This window comes from Psychrobacter sp. (assembly GCF_030457785.1).
Lineage (GTDB): Bacteria > Pseudomonadota > Gammaproteobacteria > Pseudomonadales > Moraxellaceae > Psychrobacter.
The window spans coordinates 1-6265 of sequence record NZ_JAKDUI010000160.1 but is presented as its reverse complement, the minus strand read 5'-3'; the positions used below and the strand labels follow the sequence as shown (position 1 = coordinate 6265).

Genomic DNA, 6265 nt, shown 5'->3' with positions numbered 1-6265 from the left:
GCTTCGGCTGTCACCCTTCTTTTATTACTCCAGCATACTTTCTGACACACCACCCGTTAGGAATTATGATTCCACCTAGTATTGCCTTGCTGGTTTATGCAGTTTTAACACAGCAGTCTGTCGGTGATATGTTTATTGCCGGATTTTTACCAGGTATGCTGGGCATGCTAATGTATTCGCTTACTGTCATGATTATGGTACGTTGGAAGCCACATTTAGCCAAACGTGGTGAGCCAACGTCTTGGAAAGATAAATTTCTGGCGTTGACAGGACTGATCCCATTTACCTTCATTTTTATTGTGATTATCGCTGGTATTTTCTTTGGGTTATTTACACCAACTGAAGGTGCCGCGGTCGGTGCATTTGTCTCTTGGGCTTACGCTTTTGTCAAAGGTATGCGTATCAAAGGGCTTAAGCAGTCACTGATTGAAACGCTCGCTTTATCAGCAGTGGTGTTCTTTATGCTACTGGGTGCGGAGGCTTTGGGTTACTTTATTTCTGTTTCGCGTCTGTCTTATACGTTAGCAAGTTGGATTGGAACGCTAGACGTGAGCCCGATGGTGATACTGCTCTGTATCTTGGTTATGTATTTTTTGCTCGGGCTATTTATGGATGCCTTGGCGATGCTGGTAATTACTATTCCAGTAGTGTTTCCAATTATCGTGGCATTAGGGTTTGATCCAGTTTGGTTTGGTATTGTCGCCGTACTGACGGTAGAGCTTGGCTTGATTACGCCACCGATGGGGATGAATATCTTTGTGATTAAGGCGATGGCACCACATATTAAGCTGTCAGACATGTTTCGCGGGGTATCGCCTTTCATTGTCTCAGATGTACTACGCTTAGTGATATTGGTGGCATTCCCAGCCATTTCGCTAGTGTTATTATCTTAGATAGGTGTGATCTCGACGTTGCAGTCTTTGAGTGCATCTGTTTTCGTCATTGAGAATTAATGGATAAGACCATATTGTTTTATAGCAATATGGTTTTTTTATGTGCGAGAAAAACTGGCGCATTGGTTTCAAAAGCGGTAATAAAAGCATTACTTACCTGATAGATTTTACTTGCTACAATAATTGATGCTGTAGTGTTCATTTTTTACGCAGAACCATGCGGCTAAGCTTACCTCAAACGTTGCAGAGACGCATGGATATCAAATAGCTTATCGGCGCAACCTGTGCTTTTTAGATAAATCAACTGATACAATCACATTTAAATTTATAAGCTGAGACCTCTTATTATGGCAGTCGATTTTACGGATACACTAATCGTTGCGATCTCGGCAACGGCACTTTTTGATTTAACCGAATCTGAGAACTATCTATCGCAGTTGTTAGTCCAACGACCTGAAAGTGCGATAAAAGAGTTCCGGGGCTATATGATTGAGCGTGAAAATAATCCTTTAAATATCGGGGCAGGTTATCCTTTGATTAAGGCGTTATTAAATCTCAATCAATATTGCCGTGATGACATACAAAACGTTGAGCTTGAAACACCATTGGTGGAGGTCGTCATCGTCTCCAAAAGTAGCCCAGATACAGGTATCCAAGTGCTCAACGCAATCTTGGAACATGACCTCAATATCTCACGCTCAGCGTTTATTTCAGGAAGTTCTGTTGCCCCCTACATTGAAGACTTTAATGTCGATTTGTTTTTGACCACCAACCGTGAAGACGCACAGCAAGTTACGGATGCCAATATTTGTGCTTGTGCGATACTCGATGCGACTCCTGTTAATACTTATGAGTTGGATACTCAGCAGCTTCGTATTGCTTTTGATGGTGACGCGGTGCTCTTTGATGACTCAGGTGAGTTGCTTTATAAACAGAAAGGGCTACGCGCATTTCATGACCATGAAGCGAAAATGCGTGATTTACCGATTGAAAAAGGGCCTTATGCAGAGCTATTGATTAAGCTATCCAACTTACAGGAGCGTTTGCCTGCAGGTCTTAGTTACTCTCCGATTAAGATAGCTTTGGTGACCGCTCGTAATGCCCCTGCCGACCTGCGTGCGATTAAAACGCTACGGGAGTGGGGTGTGGACGTCGACATGGCGTTTTTCTTGGGTGGTTTGGAAAAAACAGCAGTGCTAAGGACATTTGCACCGCATATCTTTTTTGATGATTCTATCAAGCATATTGACGCGGCCCGTCGTTTTATGCCGACTGCTTTAGTGCCTTATCACTCTACATCATTGTTACATAGTGATAGTCATCTGGCCGCTGATGAGGAAGCCACTTTATTGTTCAAGCCGATAGAGCAGTAGAGGGTTTAATTTAGAAAGGTTGAAAGGATATATAACGATATGAATTGGCAGCAGCTAATCACCTTGATAGTGGCACGTATTAAGCAGGTCGTTGGCTTATACGCTTTTATATTTATACCGATGTGGGGTATGTATTTTCTGAATGAATTTTCCCTGTTTGGGTTGTGGAATATATTCGGTATCGTGCCACGCGCTCTAGATGTGGGCAGCATGATAGGGGTGCTTGCCTCGTGGACGATGCATGGTAATTTTCCTCATCTGCTTGGTAATACAGTGACGTTATTGCAGATTTTATTTTTATTTGGACTGTTTGAAAAAAATGCCTATCGTACCGTTATTAAACTGGTGATTGCATCGGGACTGGTTACTTGGGTTATTGGCTCGCCATCATCTATTCATATAGGTGCGTCAGGGTTATGTTTTGCCATGCTTGGTTATATGATAGGCGGCGCTGTCTTTGCTCGGCGTTGGGGCTACTTACTTGCTTGTATCGTGATGGGGACTGGTTATTGGTTGACTATCAAGCAGGGGTTGATGCCTCAGCAAGGCATTTCATTTGCGGCGCACTTTGGTGGCTTGTGCGCCGGATTGTTGTTAGGTGCTAACTCCAAGCATACCTACGAGGTGAGCGCTTCTCGCTATTAACGCTCCAGTTATTAACGGTCCAAGTGCCACTTATTTGCTCAATCGCATTTTACTATCTAAATTCATTCAAATCGTGTGCTAACTGCGTTCTTATTTACAGAAGGGTTAACTCAGGTCAGTGCAAACATTAATATATAATGGATCGTCTTTTGCTAGTGTGCGCCACGCCGTTGTCTGCTCTACGTGTTCTTTAATCGGCAGGGTGTTGTCTTCGGTGGGTATCACATAATCGGCGCGTGCAGGAGCGGCGCAGTCTATGACTTGTGGTACCTTTTGAGCGCTTCTACGTCTTTCGAATAAATAAAGATTGATCAAGTAAATATCTGGGTTATCGACCTGTACGATGGTGTTGCCAGTATCTGCTGCTATGAAGCGCAGTACTTGTGGTTTGATATAGGACCATGGGCGAAACCATGCTGTACTTTCTGCAGTTTTCACTACTTCTACGCCTTCGGGCAACTTGTTTACCTGTTGACCATACCAGTTGTACTCTTGATGTATCTGAAAAGCAAAAATACCAACTGCGGCAAATAGCGGAACCAGCCATTTCGGTGCGCGTTTGCCAGACAGTTTGCAGAGGTGAGTTATGATTAGTGCTATCCCAGCCATTCCGAATGCAGCAGCAATGGTGGCGATAAACTCAAAAAGCATAAAAAGTTCCTTAATGTGTTAGGTGATTTTTAATCAGGCACCTTTGGTCAGGTATGTTTGATACAGAAAAACCTAAAAATCGTTTGATAATGGTGAGATAAAAAAATCACTCACAAGCAGTGACTGCTTGTGAGTGATGTATATTAACAGAATATGTATCATCATTCGTCAGTTTAGTGGTCGACTGCACCGCCAGCGCCGCGCGGAGAGCGTACGCTTTCAACCAACTCTTGAATGTGTAGAGGTGGCGCCTTGGTCGAGTAAGACACGATGAAGGCTACTGCAAAGTTGATCAATGCACCAACTGCACCAAATGATAATGGCGAGATACCGAACAACCAGTATTCTGCTGTATCAGGGAAGTTTGCAGTACCACTGATGAAGAACCAGCCTTTGAATACAAAGATGTAAACCAGAGTAATCAGTAAGCCAGATAACATACCGCAGATGGCACCAAGGTTGTTAATACGCTTAGAGAAAATACCCATCATTAGTGCTGGGAACAATGAAGCGCCAGCAATACCAAAGGCTAAAGCAACTACCTGTGCCGCAAACCCTGGTGGGTTCAAGCCAAGCCACGTTGCGATAACAATCGCCACACCCATAGAGATACGAGCAACTTGCAATTCACCTTTATCGGTAATGTTCGGATTAAGATTTCGTTTAATCAAATCATGACTAATAGCAGATGAGATAGCAAGCAATAGTCCTGCTGCTGTTGACAATGCTGCTGCCAAACCACCAGCGGCGATAAGACCGATAACCCAAGGTGGTAACTGCGCGATTTCTGGGTTGGCCAATACTAGAATGTCGTTATTAACATCAAGCTCGTTACCAGCCCAACCAGCGTCTGCGAAACGTCCGTCAAGCTCTGCATCATGTACTGCTTGAGCTGTTGCAACAGCCGTTGTCGCAGCACCTACATCACCACCTTCAGTTTGTGCATTGGTCAAGGCAAGCTCAGCTGCACCAAGCCCACTATCGTTATACATCTGAATACGACCATCATTATTTAGATCGTTATACTTAATGAGACCAGTGTCTTCCCACGTTCTCATCCAATCTGGACGTTGATCGTATTCTAAAGGTGCTTCTGCAACTCCTTGTGGATAGATAGTATCTACCAAGTTTAAACGTGCCATTGCACCAACTGCAGGGGCTGTGAAGTATAGTAATGAAATAAATACTAGCGTCCAACCAGCTGTCCAACGAGCATCAGCTACCTTAGGAACCGTGAAGAAGCGAATAATAACGTGTGGCAAACCTGCTGTACCGATCATAAGTGATAAAGTGAATAACACCATATTAAGCTTATTAGGTACATCAGCGGTATAAGCAGTAAAGCCGAGGTCAGTCACAACTTGATCAAGTTTAGTAAGAACAGGAACGCCTGATTCTACATGATTAGAAAATAAACCCAGTCCTGGGATGGGGTTACCAGTTAGCTCAAGCGAGATGAAAACGGCTGGAATAGTATAAGCAATCATAAGAACGACATACTGAGCCACCTGAGTATAGGTAATGCCTTTCATACCGCCCAATACCGCATAGAAAAATACAACCACAGCAGCAATGATAAGGCCAGTATCATTTTCAACTTCTAAGAAGCGTGAGAACGCTACACCAGCACCTGTCATCTGACCGATAACATAAGTGGTTGAAGCGACGATCAAACAAAGAACTGCAATCATGGCAGCAGTTTTTGAATAGAAACGATCGGCAATGAAGTCTGGCACAGTGAACTTACCAAACTTACGTAAATAAGGTGCTAATAGCATGGCAAGCAGTACATAACCACCTGTCCAACCCATTAAATATGTGGATGCACCATAACCACCAGCAGCAATCAGACCTGCCATAGAAATAAATGATGCAGCACTCATCCAGTCAGCGGCTGTTGCCATACCGTTTACGACAGGGTGAACACCGCCACCCGCCACGTAAAACTCACTGGTCGTTCCTGCACGGGCCCAAATCGCAATACCAAAGTAAAGAGCGAAGGACAGACCTACAAATATAATATTAATTAGATATTGACTCATGGGTTATTCCTCGTCTACGCCGTATTGTTTGTCCAAATTATTCATCCGCCAAGCGTAGAAGAAAATTAAGACGATAAAAATACCAATGGAACCCTGTTGAGCGAACCAAAAGCCCAAGTCGGTACCACCTATTTTAATACCTGCTAGGACAGGGCGTAGGAGGATAGCAAAACCATAAGAACATAGGGCCCAAATGACTAGGCTACCTAAGATGAGACGGATATTGGCGCGCCAATACCCAGATGAATCGTTGTGTTTATCCATAGGACAACTCCTTTTGTCTTACCTAAAATATTATTGTTTATCTAAGCTTATTTAAACTATTTACAGAGCATTTATATGCTTAGATAACTTTACTGCTAGATTACAAAGAACCATCAACGTGCGTAAAATCAATCGATTGAAGAGCGCTTTAAACAGGAAGTATTTTAGGAAGATAGGAGAGGGAGTACATTCCGCTGTTTTGTTACTATCTCGTCTTCCTGACAAGCGTCTTAAAGTTTTTTTGTGGTATTAAATAACCTTGAAAAACCTGAATATTTAATAAGCTTCAATGCTTATAATATTTAGTCTATCATTTTCAAGTTCGTATTGCTGCAAATAAATCAGTAAAGATTACGACGATATAAACAATTGTTATAAAAATGTTTGTTACTATCAC

At 42.9% G+C, this 6265-nt stretch carries 6 protein-coding genes; 3 read left to right on the top strand and 3 right to left on the bottom strand.

The features are described from left to right. From L0J61_RS08290 to L0J61_RS08280, 3 genes are all read left to right on the top strand, one after another. A partial coding sequence (locus tag L0J61_RS08290; protein ID WP_301465978.1) for a TRAP transporter large permease occupies positions 1 to 893 on the top strand: 893 nt, incomplete at its 5' end. A 347-nt stretch (positions 894 to 1240) separates the two neighbouring features. Beyond that, positions 1241 to 2266 carry a 5'-nucleotidase gene (locus tag L0J61_RS08285; protein ID WP_301465977.1) on the top strand — a complete coding sequence of 342 codons (1026 nt, stop codon included), beginning with the start codon at positions 1241 to 1243 and terminating at the stop codon, positions 2264 to 2266. Positions 2267 to 2305: 39 nt separating this feature from the next. Beyond that, entirely contained in the window at positions 2306 to 2911 is a 606-nt protein-coding gene (locus L0J61_RS08280; protein WP_301465976.1) for a rhomboid family intramembrane serine protease, read from the top strand. Positions 2912 to 3016: 105 nt separating this feature from the next. On the opposite strand, the gene L0J61_RS08275 is transcribed toward L0J61_RS08280, so the two are convergent. From L0J61_RS08275 to L0J61_RS08265, 3 genes are all read right to left on the bottom strand, one after another. Then, positions 3017 to 3562, bottom strand: a complete 546-nt coding sequence (locus L0J61_RS08275) for a hypothetical protein (RefSeq protein WP_301465975.1) — start codon at positions 3560 to 3562, stop codon at positions 3017 to 3019. 173 nt (positions 3563 to 3735) lie between these two features. Next, positions 3736 to 5604, bottom strand: coding sequence for a sodium:solute symporter family protein (locus L0J61_RS08270; protein ID WP_301465974.1), 1869 nt, complete (start codon positions 5602 to 5604; stop codon positions 3736 to 3738). A 3-nt stretch (positions 5605 to 5607) separates the two neighbouring features. Beyond that, positions 5608 to 5868, bottom strand: coding sequence for a DUF4212 domain-containing protein (locus tag L0J61_RS08265; RefSeq protein ID WP_301465973.1), 261 nt, complete (start codon positions 5866 to 5868; stop codon positions 5608 to 5610). Between the last annotated feature and the right edge of the window lie 397 nt (positions 5869 to 6265).